We start from the raw sequence: 13,784 nt of genomic DNA, 5'->3' as shown, positions 1-13,784 counted from the left end.
ATACGCGAATGCACGCTATGCCAAGGCATAGCATAAGCATCACGCAATCGCTCCCGATGTCGAAATTTACCAGATTTCCATTAGAACGCCTTGCGGTCTTATTCTATACTATATCTTAATCGGTACGGGAAACCGTGTTTCTCCGTACCGTTTTTCTCCTATGTTCATGCAAAGATAGGATTTTCAGTCGAAATTTTCTCATTTTTCGCTCTTTTTCTGCATGATACCGTATTCTTTCATCTTGTTGTACAGGGTCGTGCGGCTGATACCCAGCAGTCCGGCAGTCACTTCGCGGTTCCCGTCCGCCTGTGCCAGTGCCCGCACGATGCGTTCCCTTTCCTCATTCCCGTCTTTCAGCAGCAGGGAGCTGCCTGCCTGTGCCGTACTTTCCGCTTCCAGCCTGTCGGCTCCTATCAGCCTTCCTTCCGTCAGCAGGACGGCGGAACGCACCGTCTGTTTCAGTTCCCTCACATTTCCTGCCCACATCCGCCTCATGAGTTCCTTTTCCGCCTCCTTGTCGAATCCTTCCGTATGCCGTCCCAGTTCCTCGTTGGCAAGCTCCCGGAAAAACTCCGCAAGGGGCAGTATGTCCTCCCGGCACTCCCGCAGCGGCGGTATCTTGATGACAAACTCCTTCAGGCGGTGATACAGGTCCCGCCGGAAACGTCCTTCCTCCACTGCCTTCTCCAGATTCTCGTTGGTCGCCGCCACGATGCGCACATCCGCTTTCCGCTCGCGGGTGCAGCCCGTCGGACGGTAGCATTTGGTCTGCAGCGCACGTAGCAGTTTCTGCTGTACCTCAGCGGGCAGGTTGCCCACCTCGTCCAGAAACAGCGTGCCGCCGTCAGCCTCCGCCATGCAGCCCTTCTTTCCGGTTATGGCTCCCGTAAATGCGCCTTTCTCGTATCCGAACAGCTCGGATGCCGCCAGCTCCCGTGTCAGCATACCGCAGTCTATCGCGACAAACGGACCTTTCTGCCGGGTACTCTGCGCATGTATCTTTTCTGCTACGTGTTCCTTGCCCGTGCCGTTTTCTCCAAGTATCAGCACCCCTATGTCCGTCGGGGCTACCAGTGAGATACGCCGGTCGATTGTTCGGAATGCGGCACTTCTGCGCTCCAGTATGGGCATGGTATGCCTTCTTTCCGATTTGCGTACCAGCTCATTTATCCTCGGAAGCAGCTTTTCCTGCAGCAGGGTCTTGGGGATATAGTCCTCGGCTCCCAGCCTCATGGAGCTGACCGCCGACGCGACCTGCGCATAGTCGGTCATGATGACAAACGGGTTTCTGATACCCGCTGCCCGCATCCGCTCCAGCACTTCCGTACATTCTCCGTCGGGCAGACGCAGGTCCGACACGATGATGTCCCCATCCTCCAGTTCCTCCAGCAGCCTCCGTGCCCCGGCACAGTCGTATGCAGTGCGGGTCTCGTAGCCTGCCTTCTCCAGCATTCCGCAGACATGATCACGGAATACCGGGTTGTCCTCTATCACTATTATTCTTCCCATACCGTTCTCTCCATTTCCTTTCGAGCGAGCCGGATGATCGTTTCGCCTTGACTGATTACCTTTCCGGCATACTCCCTGATTTCTTCTGCTGTCCCGTTTCCGTGGAGCACGTCATACAGCTCCTGCAGCGGCCCTTCGGCATGTATCAGCATCCACGAGCTGCGGATATGGTGTATCCAGTAGTCCAGTCTGTCCCTGTCACACCTTTCCGCTTCCTCCCGTATGGCGGCCATTTCCTTCTCCGTTTCCCTGACCAGACATTCCAGCCTCTGCCGCTTCTCGCCGTATGCAAACAGCGGGCCGAGGTCTACGCGTGGGGGACTGTCCTCGCTGATACATTCTTCTGCGGCTGCCAGCAGTTCGTCGATGGAGAACGGCTTGTACAGTACCGAGCCGAAGCCCGCACCTGCCAGTTCCTCTTTTGTGATACTTTTCGAGCCGGTCACCACCATCACGGGGATGGTGCGCGAGTTTCCTATGTCCGACGTACGGAGCAGTTCCAGAATGTCATAGCCGCTGAAATTATGCATCTTCAGGTCGGTCGTCAGCAGGTCATAGTGGTTATCGCGTAGTTTTTCCGTGAGCCGGCCCATGTCTGTACAGATTTCACAATGCACTCCGCTTTGCTCGAACATGTCATGCAGCATGTCAAGTATCATCCGGTCATTGTCTATGGAAAGCACGGAACAGCCGGAAAGATTGTGCGTTATGGTATAGGGTTGTCTTTCTGTTTCGGTCGCCTTTTCTAGCGGCAGTGTGACGGTAAACCGACTGCCTTTTTCTAGCACGCTTTCCACCCTGATGTTACCCCCCATCAGCTCCGTAAGACTCCTTACGATGGCGAGTCCCAACCCAAAACCGTCCTGCGTGGCGGCGTTGCCCAGCCGCTCAAATGGCTTGAATATCTGTTCTTGTTTCTCCTTGTCTATCCCTGTACCGGTATCGTCCACTACCAATATGAAATTACCATCAGAATATTTGGTAATTAATTTGATCGAACCTTTCTGCGTAAACTTCAGCGCATTGGACAGCAGATTGCTGCCGATGCGAAGTATTAGGTTTCGGTCACCCATGACCACCTTGTCCACCTCATTGACTGTTTCAAATGCCAGCCGCTTCTTTTCCATCTGTGGCATAAACTCTATCTCCAATGTGTCCGCAATGCTTTTTAACCTGAATGGAAGGGAACGAACAGTTTCCTTTCCGCTGTCCAAATGAAAATAATTCAGCAGTGTGTCTATCATTCCTGCCATCCGCCCGGAAGCTTCACCTATGATATTCGCATGGCGGATACGGAGAGAACTTTCTTCATCAGTAACTATCATTTCCGCATATCCGCGTATAGCAGATAGCGGAGAACGTAGTTCATGGGTGATAGTTTGCATGATGTTCTGTCTTTCTTTTGTCAATTCCTCGTTCTGCCGGATGGTTTCCTGTAATTTTTCGATTAGTTTCTCGCATTTTCTTTTTTCGTCAACATTGCGCTTGATTTCACGGTGAATGGTGAGGTAAGACAGAAACAGCAAGCCAATTGCAACTGACAAGGTTATTGCTAATAGCCAGAATGATTCATTCCAAGTATCCTCTATTTTCTGTTCGCTTTTGCTAAATAAAAGATATGCCTGCCTGTCAAGGTCTCTTAATAGACTGTTCAGTGTTCTGTTCAATTCCCTATTGCGAATACGCAGACTGTCAGCGTATGTATCCATTTTTTGTGCCTGTCGTTGCTGTGTGGCTATCAGGCTGTCGCTGAAAGCGTGCAGTTCTTTGTTGGATGGCATTATCCGTATTTCTTCCTTCATACCGAAGAATCCGGCAATTCCTTTTTTCTTTTGCTCAACAGTACGGACTCTTGTTGCCCGTTTTGCCACTTCAGGCAGCTGGTTTGCCAGCATTTCCTCCCTTTCATTTCGTTGTTTGATATTCTGCATAATATGTAGCAGATGTGTTTCTTTTTCAGCTAACAAATAACGTAGGGTATCTATCTGATTGGATTGTACATACTCCCGACAAAGAGGCTCCAATGTTTGTAGTATACTGTCTGTCTGTAGGCGATGATGGAGATAGTTTTGATAGTCTGCTTTATCCCATACAACTACACTTTCACCACTAATAGCAAGCTCCATTATGTTGCGATGCATCTTGTTTATGCCAAGACGTACCGAGCGAATCTTTGCCGTTTCTAGTTCTATGTCTCTTAATTGATGTCGTTCATGTATAAAAATAGCTATTACACCACCCAATACTGTCGTTAATATTAAATATCCAAGCAGAATCTTATATTGTAATAGTAATTTCATTTTTACACGTTGTTGCTATTTTTACTATATAAATACTTATCTCATACAAAATCCACATTGGCAGGGAGACAAGCAATAGAGTGAAAATGTCGGAAGTCGGTGTAATAATAGCTGCAATAATTAGAATGATTATGACAGCATGTTTACGATAACGACACATAAAATCCGCTGAAAGGAATCCTAGTTTGGCAAACAGCCATGACAGGACCGGCATCTCGAAAACAATTCCCATCGCCAGCGACATAATTACAAGTGTCGATATATAGGATTGTAATGTTATCATATTTTCAACCTCTCCGCTTACTTGGTAAGTTCCTAAAAAGCGGAATGTCAGTGGAAAAATCATATAATAACTGAGTAGTACTCCCACAACAAACATCAAATAGCCGCTACCTACAACCCGTGTAGCATATTTACGTTCATTGGTATATAAGGCAGGAGAAACGAATCTAAATAATTGATAAAGAATATAGGGAGAAGCGCATAATACTCCTGCATACATTGCAGTTTTCATATGTATGATAAACTGCTCCGCCAATCCAGTATTGATGAGCCTTATGGAAAAATCAGTAATATAAGAATCTGTTACCATCCCATTTATGACATCAAACAATCGGTAGGTTATGAATCCGGAATCTTTTGGAGCAAGAACGACAGCGAACAGTTGTTCCTTAAAAAAGAAAGCCAAAACTCCGAATATAACGGTTACGGCGACGATTCTGATTATCGCCGCACGTAACACATCAAGATGATCCCAAAACGATTGCTTGTCATTATCCATTACTATTTCTTTTTTCCGTGTTAGCAGAAACCTCTTCAGACCCATTTGCATCTTTCTCGATATTATTCATTCCGTCTTTAAATGAACGCACACCTTTCCCAAGACCCTTCATCAGTTCCGGTATTTTCTTGCCTCCGAAAAACAACAATACAATCAGTAATATAAAAAGAATTTCTTGTGTTCCAATTCCAAACATAGTTATTTTCGTATTAAGCGGTTAATAAAAAAATATCCTCCAAAGACCTGCAACAACATACCCGGTATGCCGATGCGGAAATCCTGTACGGCAAGATAAAAATTCCCTTTTATTATCAATTCGCCCAGTGTTCCGATAGTCTGATACGACAGCACGACTACCAACAAGAGATACACGGAAACTTTCCGATAGCGGTGTGCCGTGAATCCCGCTGCCAAAGCCAGTAATCCTGATTTAAGCAAAATGGCCGGAAGAGCAGTAGCCGGAGGCATACCAAACAGTGCAGAATTGACCAAAGGGGAAAGCACGGCGGTAAGCAGCCCCACTTTCCAGCCGTATTTGTAGGCTCCTACCAATGTAAAGAAATAGATGGGAAGCCATGTCACCCCGCCCTGTGGAAAGAGATGGAAGAACTGGGGCAAGGCGATATTGCCCAAAACGAACAAGGAGGCTGCAAGGTAAGTCCTGACTTCCCGGTAGCCATAAACGTAAAGTTTTACTGTGGTCTGCATAATTTATTTGTTTAATCAGAAGTTAATGTTTATACCGCCCATAACCGTAGCTTGCGGCATGGGATAACCCGCCATGATTTCATAGCGTTGCGCCAACAGGTTCTCTCCACGCGCCCAAATGTCGAGCCATTTTGATGCACGGAAGAAAACGCGCAGGTTCCAGAGGACAAAGTTTTCCTTCGTTTCCTTTTTGCCGACCGATGTGTAAAGTCCTTCAACGTACTGCAATCCGGTAGAAACCGTCCAGCGTCCTTCCGAGAAGTTCACCCCGGTATAAAGCTTGTGTTCAGGTGCGGCGATGACAGGATTCTCCATGTGCAGGAAACTGTAGTTGGCATCCACCGACCAAACTGGACTGATATGGTATGCCGCTTGTAGTTCCACGCCCGTATTGTCGATTTTCCCCGAATTTTGGTTCAGCATTCCGCTCCCATTTGGATTAGGCAAGGTCTGAATCAAGTTTTTGCCATCGATATAGAAAAGGTTTATTCCGTATTGAAAGCGGCCGTCGAGCAACCGTTGCGAGAAAGCCAGCTCATAGTTCCACATCGACTCGGGCTGCAGGTCGGGATTCTGTGGCGGGAACATGTACATCTCACGGAGAATCGGGTAACGGAAACCTTTCGAAGCCGATGCCTTCAGTTCGATGGAACGGGGCAGATGAAACGCCAGCCCCATCTGCGGCACCCATTCTGTACCCACACGGGAGTGATGGTCCACGCGCAAACCGGCATTGAGCGTCAGCCATCGTCCGAAGTCCTGACGTATGTCCATGTAACCCGCCACCTCGTTTTCATGCCTGTCCACGATGTCGCTGCATGTTCCTGCCTTCTCGCCACTTACATATTCGCTCCATGCGTGTCCCCCGTAACGAAACCAGTCGAACCCGAAGGTGATGCGGTTGCCCTTGAAGAAGCGTGTACTCTGGTACAGGGAAAGTCCCATCATATCGTCGGATGAATTGAAACGGTCATCCTGCGGAGTTTCACCGGCAGAGGGCGTATATCCGTCGTTTATCCAATGGTCTCCCCAGTTGTAGAAGAAACTCAATGCGCCGGAAGTCTGGTCGTAGTTATTCTCCACGGCCAGCGAGGTCATACCGCGTGTGATGCGCTGGTCACCGTCCAAAAGCAGAGCAGATACGGGACCGGGATAGGAGGCGTTGAAATGGGTCACGTTCACGTCGCCCCTCAAATTCCAGTTGTCGGTCAGTTCGTATCCTAACTTGGCGTAGCCGCCGTACTGCTCGAAGTCCATATCAGCACGATGCCCGTCTGTGCGGTTGTACGAACCGCTGACGACGGACGAGAAACGGCCCTTGCAGATGCGGTTGGTCAGTTCCGTTTCCAGCGTGTTGTAAGAGCCGTAGCCCAAATGCAGGTTCGTCCGCACACCGTCTTCCCGCATTTTCCGGGTGACGATGTTGATGACACCGCCCATCGCGTTAGAACCGTAGAGCACGGAAGCCGGACCGCGCAGTACCTCCACCCGGTCGGCAAGCAGTGTCTGGTAAGCGTCGGCTATCGGGTGGCCGAAGATGCCGGCATACTGCGGATGCCCGTCTATCAGCACCATCAGCCGGGCGTTGCCTCCGCTCAGCCCACGCAACGAGATACCGCCCGCCGCACCGTTCGACACGCCGTAGCCCATCACGCCACGTGAGGTGACGAACAGTCCCGGCACTTGTTCCGTCAGCACAGGCAGCAGGGAGGACTGCATCGTCTGTTCGAACTTGCTCCGGTTTACCACCGAAACGGTCTGTGAGAGATGTCGCACATCGGTCTCACTGCGTGTTCCCGTCACGACCACCTCGCCGATGGAGTAAGTCCTGTCTATGGAAGTCGTGTCGGCTACCTGTGCCTGTACCTGAAATGCAAGCGGTAAAACGGCACCTGTCAGCAAATATTCTTTGAGGCTTTTCATTCCTGTTGTTTCTTCTATTGTCTGGTTGAGTTCATAAATTCTTCTATCAAGGGCAGGCATTCTCCTGCCGTTGCCGCATTGCGGCAGAGTGCTTCCACTGGGCAGATGCCGGTTTTCGTGCGGTTCTGGATTTGTGGGACTTTTTTATCATAGGAAACCCGTATCCGGCTTATCCTCAGCAGGAGCAGGGCAGGTTCACTGATTAGGCAGGCATGGAGCCGGCTCACGCCGCCGAGAACCATCAAAGCCGCTGCCCCTTTGCCCACAACCTTGTCGGCTACGAAGGCTCCTTGCAGAAATCCGGCATCGTCACGGAGCAAGTGGTAAAGGTCGGATATGCCACGACCTTGAAAAGCGCAGACCTCACCGTTCGCCACAACCAGCGTATTGCCGTCATGCAACAGTTCGATTAAATCTTTCATTGTTCCCGTGGTTTACAAGATTCTGTGATTTTCGTGTCCTTCCACGTATATGGCACTGAACGGACGTGCCGGACACACGTATTCGCATGCGCCGCAACCGATGCACCGTTCGGCATCCACTATCGGGATTTTCAGCGAGTCGGGGTTATCCTTGTCCTTCGCCACCATCATGATGGCCCCGTTGGGACAGTGACGCTCGCAGTTGCCACAACTTACCCCGTCGGTATTCACTACGCAGTTGGCTGCAATCCACACAGCATGGCCCACTTGGACAGACGCTTTTTTTTCCAACGATATGGGACGTATGGCCCCTGCAGGGCAGACCTGCGAGCACGTGTTGCAATTACTTCGGCAAAAACCATGCTCGTAAGACATGACGGGTTGCATGAATGTTTCCAACCTGTCAGATGGTTGGAGCACCTGATTGGGGCAAGAATTTACACAGAGTTGACAGGCAGTACAATGGTTAGCCATGTTACGAGCATTCAACGCCCCTGGAGGTACAATCTGTTGTTTGCGTCTAGCGATACTTTTGCGTTCCGTAGCCGCTACAAATTCTTTTGTGGTTTGTTTGGCTTGTGCCAATATAGATGTTCCTGCCAGCGTTGCCGTAAACATCAGCATCTTGCGGCGGCTCTCATTCACCTGTCCTTCTGTTTCTTTCTTGACTTCCGGTATATCTGCCTCATTATTTTTCCTAAACGGAAGGTGCAATTTGTAAGACAACGCTCCTTTCTTGCAGGTTTCGATACAGTTGAAACAGGTGATACAACGGCTACCATCGATGCTATGCTGTTTGGTATCGATGCAGGCAGCCTTGCAATTGCGGGAACACAATCCACAACTGTTGCATTTGGTTGTGTCCACCGTAATGCGTAGCAGCGAATGACGACTGATAAAACTCAACAGTGTGCCAACTGGACAAATTGTGTTGCAATAGGTCCGTCCATGCTTCCATGCTAGGAAACTGATCCCGACGAAGATAAGGCCTGAGACGATGAAAGTAGTTAGTCCTTTTATCCAGATATCCACGCGGTAGAAGGCATAGCTGTCTGCTTGTTCCGATAAGTAAGCCAGCACGTTATTCATTCCCCGCCAAATCGGTGCGAACCAGTTGGTAGCTATCCTTCCATACGAAGAATACGGAGCAAGCGTTGTGTATATGACAGTCAATCCTACAAAAACTGCGATGATAAAAGCCACAAGCACACTGTATCTTAGTAGTTTTTTTTCGGGTGAATAGGAGAAACGATACTTATGCTTCTTCCGTTTGCCAGAGAAATAGGAAACGATATCTTGCATCACGCCTAGCGGGCAGACGACCGAGCAGTAAATACGCCCAAACACAAAAGTCACGACCGCCCAGAGCAGAACAACCAACACGTTAGCAGCCAATAATGCTGGTAAAAATTGCAACTTGGCAAGAAAACCAAAATAGGGATGCAATGTTCCAGTAAAGTCGAGGAATAATCCCGTAATGAGAGACCAGCATATAATCGCTGCCCAGACCCTTATGATTTTATATCTGTTTTTCATTTCTCAAGCTTTAATTTTTCCACAAAACGATCTATCTTCTGCATTTCTTTTGGGATGTTGATCCACTGCGGACACTTCGACACACACTGCCCGCACTGAATACAGCGGTTAGCCTGCTGTAATTCAGGTACGCTGCGGTCGTAACCTATTAGGAACCGCCTACGTGCGCGGCGATAGTCCTCATCCATACGATCTTTAGGCATCTGCTCTTCGTTCACGCACTTATTATAGTGGGCAAAAACAGCAGGAATATCCACTCCGTAAGGACAAGGTGTACAATATTGGCAACCGGTACACGGTACGGTGCGGTTGCCTAAAAAGACATCCAGAGCTTTATCTAGTACCTTGTGTTCCTCCTCCGATAGTGGTTGTAGCGGTGAAAACGTACATATATTCTCTTGAAGGTTCTCCATATAGGTCATACCACTCAGTACACAAAGAATGTTGGGTAATGATCCGACAAATCGAAAAGCCCATGACGCAATGCTTTGCTCTGGTGCAGCCTGTTTTAGTATAGCAATCGCACTACGGCTTAATCGTGTCAGACGACCGCCAAGCAGTGGCTCCATCACGGTAATGGGAATCTGCTTCTCAGTCAGTTTTTCATACATCCACCGTGCTGGGACCCGTTCGCTTTGTTGCATCCATGCCGGAAGTTCGGCACCTCGGTCCCAGTCGTGGTAGTTACACTGGATCTGCACAAAGTCCCATTGCAGGTCGAGATTCAGCAGATACTCCATCAGCGAACGGGTGCCGTGGAACGAGAAACCTAAGTTTCGAATACGTCCTTTTCGTTTTTGTTCCAGCAGATAATGCAGTATGCCTCGGTTTTCATAGATTTCTTTATATACCTCAATTGTCTGAAGGTTGTGTAGTAGGTAGTAGTCAAAATACTCCACTTGACAGTCCCTAAGTTGTTTCTCAAAGATTTCCTTTGCCTGCTCCAGTGTTGGCATATGGGGTGTCGGCATCTTGGTAGCAAGAAAAAATTTATCGCGCGGGTACTTTTTCAACGCCTTGCCGATAGCTATCTGCGACATTCCTTTATGGTACGGATGCGCTGTATCAAAGTAGTTGATACCGTGTGCGATAGCATAATCCACCAGCTTGTTCACCATGTCTTGATCCACTTCGTCCGAGTTCGGATTGGCTCCCTCCTTTACCGGTAGACGCATCAACCCGTAGCCCAGCAAGGAAACCTTTTTCCCCGTATGCGGATCGGTTCGATAAGTCATTTTGTCAGTAGGAATAATCTCCGGCATGACTCCTGCCGTAGAATATCCATCCTTCCCGCAAGACATCGTCCGCCGCCAGCCATAACTCCCAGCTACAGCTGAGATAGTCCCTGCTGCCAGCCATTTCAGCATATTTCGGCGGGACATTCCCTTATCATTTTTCTGTTTTTTATCGTCCATTTTAGCTCTTAATTTTTCTGATACAAAATTAGTATGAAAAAAAACTGTCAGGTTATCTCATAAGCCCCAACTACTTACCTGAAAAGTCCATCGTGTATTTCTGCATATTCTGAAGTACTTTCTGACCAAGTCTTTCCACACTTTGGCGTGCAAGTCCGGCTATATATGGAGTATATATAACCTGTTTGTGATTGGACAGAACCGTCATCATGTTACCCATACCGACCGCATCACACAAATAAAAATTTTGTGGACTTTTATTCAACCAAATTTTAAGTGCTTCTATATCGAAAGTTGCTCCAACGGACGTATTAATCAGAATCTTACGATTGCCCATTATGTTAAACTCCTCTTTTCCCAACAATATAGTGTTGCGCGGAAGGCATGTACAAATAATATCACATTTTTTAAGAAGTTCGTGCAAAGGCATATAAGCATACTCGGATATATCAGTTTTGGCCGTGCGGCAATAATAAAAAACCGACGCCCCAAAGAAGTGCAATGCATCCGCAATCATACGGCCTGTTTTACCCAATCCAACGATACCAATCCTCTGTTTTGTAAGTTCAAGACTTTCCTCCTGCCATCTTTGCCCTCCAAAGCCGTGCAGTAACCTTATAAGCTCGGAAACCACGTACTCTACAACACCTTCGTCACCATAATCTTTTATCCCCGTTACCATAACTCCTTTTTTAAAGGCTTCTTGAAGATCCACATTACAGCATTGAGGTTCATAGATGGTACAACACATTCCGATATAACGAAGAGAAGGACAAGCGTCAAGGATAGTTTTGTCAATTCGAGTACGATATGACACCAACAAGCAGTCTGCATCTCCGATACGTTTCTTTATTATTTCTTCATCATCAGGGAAATCGTGATATACGATAACTTCTTCACCTTGTTTGTAGAGTTCCTGCAAGGCATTTTCATCCAGCAGAGTTTCATCTATTACTACAATTCGTTTGAACATGATTATGTGAATTTTATATCTGGTACAAAGGTAAATAGTATTAAATCGTATAGACTTACACCAAAAGACCAAACTGCTTGTCTTAAAAGTCCGACAGTAATAAAAAACTAAAAATCAATTGTATTATATGATAAAAGAGAATTATCTTTGCTTATAATTTATAACTTTAATCATATTAATATGACACTTGGACCTGAACATATTTCGTTCAATTACTCGGACGTATTTTTCTGTTATCATTCAGTAAAAAGTCGAGTATTTGATAAATTTATGAATTTTCATTACCTTATATATATATACTCCGGTGAAATGCTCATTACGCAAAACAAAAAGACAACTGTTGTCCGTAAAGGTGAATGTGTATTTCTGCACAGAGACCAGCGTATATTAGTAGTCAAACAGCCGTCGTCCAATGGGGAAGAATATCGAGGTGTATTTCTCGTGTTTCGTCGTAACTTTCTGAAAAGCAAAATGGGGATATTGGCAGATTACGCTTCTGATTTTTTTGAAAACAGCAAGTTGGATGTTCAACCCATTATACAAGTTCCATTGAAACCGAACCTAAAAAGTTTGTTTCTCTCCCTACAACCTTATTTCGAGTTTAATGTGAAACCAACACCCGAACTAATGGAATTGAAACTATATGAAGGTCTTCTTGCCCTGTTACAAACAGATAAGGTATTTTACAAGTACTTATTCAATTTCCATCAGTCATATAAGATAGACATAGAAGAGTTCATGAATGAAAACTATATGTGCGACATGTCGCTGAACCAATTTGCTCACTCCACTGGACGTAGTCTGACTTCTTTCAAGCGGGATTTCCGAAAAATCAGCACTCTTTCACCAGAAAAATGGCTCATTAATAAGCGATTGGAAGAAGCGTATAACCTGATAATCAATCATCACAAGAAGGCCTCAGATATCTATCTGCAAGTTGGATTCAAAAGTTTGGCACATTTTTCAAGAGTGTTCAAAGAGAAATACGGAATAAACTCTTCTCAGCTTCCAATAAAATAATAATTGACTCTGACATTCTTAGGCAATGTAATAGAATTCTATAAGAGCCAATGACAAAATCATTGCCACTGGCTCTCTTTCTTATAGTTTAATCTCATTACTTTTCTTAGATATAGCTATCGTGACACAGCCTTTTCCTTCATTATTAGGTTTAGCAACCTTTTTAGGCAAAACTTGTACATTTTCCTGATGTGCTTGTTCTAGTGTTTTTTCGTTTGGCGGAGCCAGCTCCAGCTGTATCTTGCGGTCCAGTGCGGCGAGTTCGGACTTCAGCCGTTTCAGCTCGTCCTCCTTCTTCCATGTCTTTCCGGCTATCTCCTGCAACTGCGGGATTTCCCGCTCCAGCACCTCGTTCTTCTTCCTGTACTGGTCGATGATACCCGGTATCCTCTCCAGTGCGTTCAGAAAATTCATGGCGGCGGCGTGTGTGTCAGCCATCGCCAGATGCCCGTTGTTGTAGCTGTACCTGTAGTTGCCTGCCACCACAAAACGGTTGTCGCAGAACTCCAGCCCGTCTTTGAGCGTCCTTTCGCTGACCACCTCAATGGGGAAGCCGTACAGTTCTCCCACGCGCTTGTACTGTCCGCCAGTCGTGGCATTCCTGGCTATCTCCTGCAGGCGCTTGCCGATTGTCTTCTCGTCGGTGGAATCCAGCCCGTCAATCCTGAGCAGGTTCAGCCGGTTGCCTTCCTGGTCTGTCCGGGCGGCAGCGGTGAATTTCTCCCAGTCCTCCGTCATGGCGACTATGGTGGCCTGGTTGTTCCTCAGTTCTCCAGTCTTGCCCTCCAGTTTCAGTTCGGACTCGCGCTTGCCCTTGCTGAAGGACTTGCGTTCACCCTCCAGCGAGGCAATCTTCTTCTCCAGCTTCGCCTTGTCCAGCAGGTCGGTGTTTCCCGACAGTATCGCCATGTATTCCGAAAAATTCATGCCCGACTTCTCGTCCATCGCTCCCTCGTCTATGGTTCTCGCGCCCATCGCTCCGCTCTTCAGCTGACTGATGAACGTCTGCTTGCAGTGCAGCAGGTTGAACTTGTACGAGTCCAGCGATTTTTCCACCGCATAGATGATGACATCCACCCGGTTGTCGGCGTACAGCTTCGCTATCTCGTTGCCTTTTCTCACCGCCCGCCCGTCACGCTGGGCGAGGTCGGACGGACGATCGGGTAGGTCAAGGGCATTACTGCCCTCTTCCCCCCT

Annotated in this window: 11 protein-coding genes and 1 pseudogene; 1 reads left to right on the top strand and 11 read right to left on the bottom strand. The window is 47.6% G+C overall.

Features of this window, described 5'->3' with window-relative positions; genetic code table 11:
* Positions 1 to 198 precede the first annotated feature (198 nt).
* From DXA74_RS12815 to DXA74_RS12770, 10 genes are all read right to left on the bottom strand, one after another.
* Positions 199 to 1,509, bottom strand: a complete 1,311-nt coding sequence (locus tag DXA74_RS12815) for a sigma-54 dependent transcriptional regulator (RefSeq protein WP_118528234.1) — start codon at positions 1,507 to 1,509, stop codon at positions 199 to 201.
* Positions 1,497 to 3,440: a hybrid sensor histidine kinase/response regulator gene (locus DXA74_RS12810; protein WP_233550545.1), complete on the bottom strand. Its 1,944-nt coding sequence runs from the start codon at positions 3,438 to 3,440 to the stop codon at positions 1,497 to 1,499. The genes DXA74_RS12815 and DXA74_RS12810 overlap by 13 nt, the downstream gene beginning before the upstream one ends.
* Before the next feature lie 346 nt (positions 3,441 to 3,786).
* Positions 3,787 to 4,590 (bottom strand): twin-arginine translocase subunit TatC, encoded by an 804-nt coding sequence (gene tatC, locus DXA74_RS12805; RefSeq protein ID WP_118528230.1) that lies wholly within the window; start codon positions 4,588 to 4,590, stop codon positions 3,787 to 3,789.
* Entirely contained in the window at positions 4,583 to 4,786 is a 204-nt protein-coding gene (locus DXA74_RS12800; RefSeq protein ID WP_118528228.1) for a twin-arginine translocase TatA/TatE family subunit, read from the bottom strand. The genes tatC and DXA74_RS12800 overlap by 8 nt, the downstream gene beginning before the upstream one ends.
* 2 nt (positions 4,787 to 4,788) lie before the next feature.
* Positions 4,789 to 5,298: an ECF transporter S component gene (locus DXA74_RS12795; protein ID WP_118528226.1), complete on the bottom strand. Its 510-nt coding sequence runs from the start codon at positions 5,296 to 5,298 to the stop codon at positions 4,789 to 4,791.
* Between the two features lie 15 nt (positions 5,299 to 5,313).
* Complete coding sequence (locus tag DXA74_RS12790) at positions 5,314 to 7,221, bottom strand: TonB-dependent receptor (protein WP_118528224.1); 1,908 nt, start codon at positions 7,219 to 7,221, stop codon at positions 5,314 to 5,316.
* Between the two features lie 14 nt (positions 7,222 to 7,235).
* Positions 7,236 to 7,643: a DUF1893 domain-containing protein gene (locus tag DXA74_RS12785; protein WP_118528222.1), complete on the bottom strand. Its 408-nt coding sequence runs from the start codon at positions 7,641 to 7,643 to the stop codon at positions 7,236 to 7,238.
* A 12-nt stretch (positions 7,644 to 7,655) separates the two neighbouring features.
* Complete coding sequence (locus DXA74_RS12780) at positions 7,656 to 9,179, bottom strand: 4Fe-4S binding protein (protein ID WP_118528220.1); 1,524 nt, start codon at positions 9,177 to 9,179, stop codon at positions 7,656 to 7,658.
* Entirely contained in the window at positions 9,176 to 10,594 is a 1,419-nt protein-coding gene (locus DXA74_RS12775) for an aldo/keto reductase (RefSeq protein WP_233550544.1), read from the bottom strand. Before DXA74_RS12775 ends, DXA74_RS12780 begins: the two co-directional genes overlap by 4 nt.
* Before the next feature lie 70 nt (positions 10,595 to 10,664).
* Positions 10,665 to 11,567: an NAD(P)-dependent oxidoreductase gene (locus DXA74_RS12770; RefSeq protein ID WP_118528218.1), complete on the bottom strand. Its 903-nt coding sequence runs from the start codon at positions 11,565 to 11,567 to the stop codon at positions 10,665 to 10,667.
* Positions 11,568 to 11,837: 270 nt separating this feature from the next.
* On the opposite strand from DXA74_RS12770, the gene DXA74_RS12765 reads away from it, so the two are divergent.
* A complete protein-coding gene (locus DXA74_RS12765; RefSeq protein WP_233550543.1) occupies positions 11,838 to 12,587 on the top strand; it encodes an AraC family transcriptional regulator in 750 nt (249 codons plus the stop codon).
* Between the two features lie 195 nt (positions 12,588 to 12,782).
* Here DXA74_RS12765 and DXA74_RS12760 read toward each other — a convergent pair.
* A pseudogene (locus DXA74_RS12760) lies at positions 12,783 to 13,784 on the bottom strand (DNA methylase); the annotation flags it as partial.

It is taken from the genome of Bacteroides sp. OF04-15BH (assembly GCF_003477995.1).
GTDB lineage: Bacteria > Bacteroidota > Bacteroidia > Bacteroidales > Bacteroidaceae > Paraprevotella.
The sequence above is the reverse complement of the archived record's forward strand: the minus strand, read 5'-3'. Positions and strand labels throughout refer to the sequence as shown.

Excerpts from the sequence above, each read along its gene's own strand:
- DXA74_RS12765 (WP_233550543.1), top strand. The coding sequence starts at position 11,838 with ATGAATTTTCATTACCTTATATATATATACTCCGGTGAAATGCTCATT.
- DXA74_RS12795 (WP_118528226.1), bottom strand. The coding sequence starts at position 5,298 with ATGCAGACCACAGTAAAACTTTACGTTTATGGCTACCGGGAAGTCAGG.
- DXA74_RS12800 (WP_118528228.1), bottom strand. The coding sequence starts at position 4,786 with ATGTTTGGAATTGGAACACAAGAAATTCTTTTTATATTACTGATTGTA.
- DXA74_RS12810 (WP_233550545.1), bottom strand. The coding sequence starts at position 3,440 with ATGCAGAATATCAAACAACGAAATGAAAGGGAGGAAATGCTGGCAAAC.
- tatC (WP_118528230.1), bottom strand. The coding sequence starts at position 4,590 with ATGGATAATGACAAGCAATCGTTTTGGGATCATCTTGATGTGTTACGT.
- DXA74_RS12780 (WP_118528220.1), bottom strand. The coding sequence starts at position 9,179 with ATGAAAAACAGATATAAAATCATAAGGGTCTGGGCAGCGATTATATGC.
- DXA74_RS12770 (WP_118528218.1), bottom strand. The coding sequence starts at position 11,567 with ATGTTCAAACGAATTGTAGTAATAGATGAAACTCTGCTGGATGAAAAT.
- DXA74_RS12775 (WP_233550544.1), bottom strand. The coding sequence starts at position 10,594 with ATGGACGATAAAAAACAGAAAAATGATAAGGGAATGTCCCGCCGAAAT.
- DXA74_RS12790 (WP_118528224.1), bottom strand. The coding sequence starts at position 7,221 with ATGAAAAGCCTCAAAGAATATTTGCTGACAGGTGCCGTTTTACCGCTT.
- DXA74_RS12815 (WP_118528234.1), bottom strand. The coding sequence starts at position 1,509 with ATGGGAAGAATAATAGTGATAGAGGACAACCCGGTATTCCGTGATCAT.
- DXA74_RS12785 (WP_118528222.1), bottom strand. The coding sequence starts at position 7,643 with ATGAAAGATTTAATCGAACTGTTGCATGACGGCAATACGCTGGTTGTG.